Below are 457 nucleotides of genomic sequence, written 5' to 3' on the forward strand. Positions count from 1 at the left end.
CGCGGACTGGATGCGTTTCGCGAAAGATCCGGCCGCGCGATTGATGATCTGGCAGACGGACGAGACCGACGCACAGCTCGTGCAGTTGTATTTTCAGGGGCAGGAAGAAACGTCGTGTGCGGTGCGGACGATGCGCGCGAGATTCGTGAACGAAGCGCGTTATGCGCAGGCGCTGACGGATGAGCTCGTCGCGTTTTACGACAGCCGGCGTGAGGCGTCGTATGCGCAGGGGCTGCAAGCCGACTGGCAGGCGCCGCCGCGTAATGATGGTGCATCTCCGGTGCTGCATCTGCTCACGGTCGCGGACAGTCTGATGCGTCATCACCCGGATATCTTTCCTGCGATGGTCTTCGTGCTGGAACCGGCGAAAGTGCGGGATGATGCGGCATGGGTGCAGTGGCTGGACGGCTTGCTGTCGATTGTTGCCGCTTCGCCATCGCTGGGCGAGCGCGTGCGC

Annotated in this window: 1 protein-coding gene; it reads left to right on the plus strand. The window is 62.8% G+C overall.

Annotated features, from left to right (window positions below; genetic code table 11):
- A partial coding sequence (locus tag J5M73_RS31340) for a hypothetical protein (protein WP_207816955.1) occupies positions 1-457 on the plus strand: 457 nt, incomplete at both ends.

The sequence above is a fragment of the Pseudomonas sp. 50_B genome (assembly GCF_017491625.1).
GTDB classification, from domain to species: Bacteria; Pseudomonadota; Gammaproteobacteria; order Pseudomonadales; family Pseudomonadaceae; genus Aquipseudomonas; species Aquipseudomonas danubii.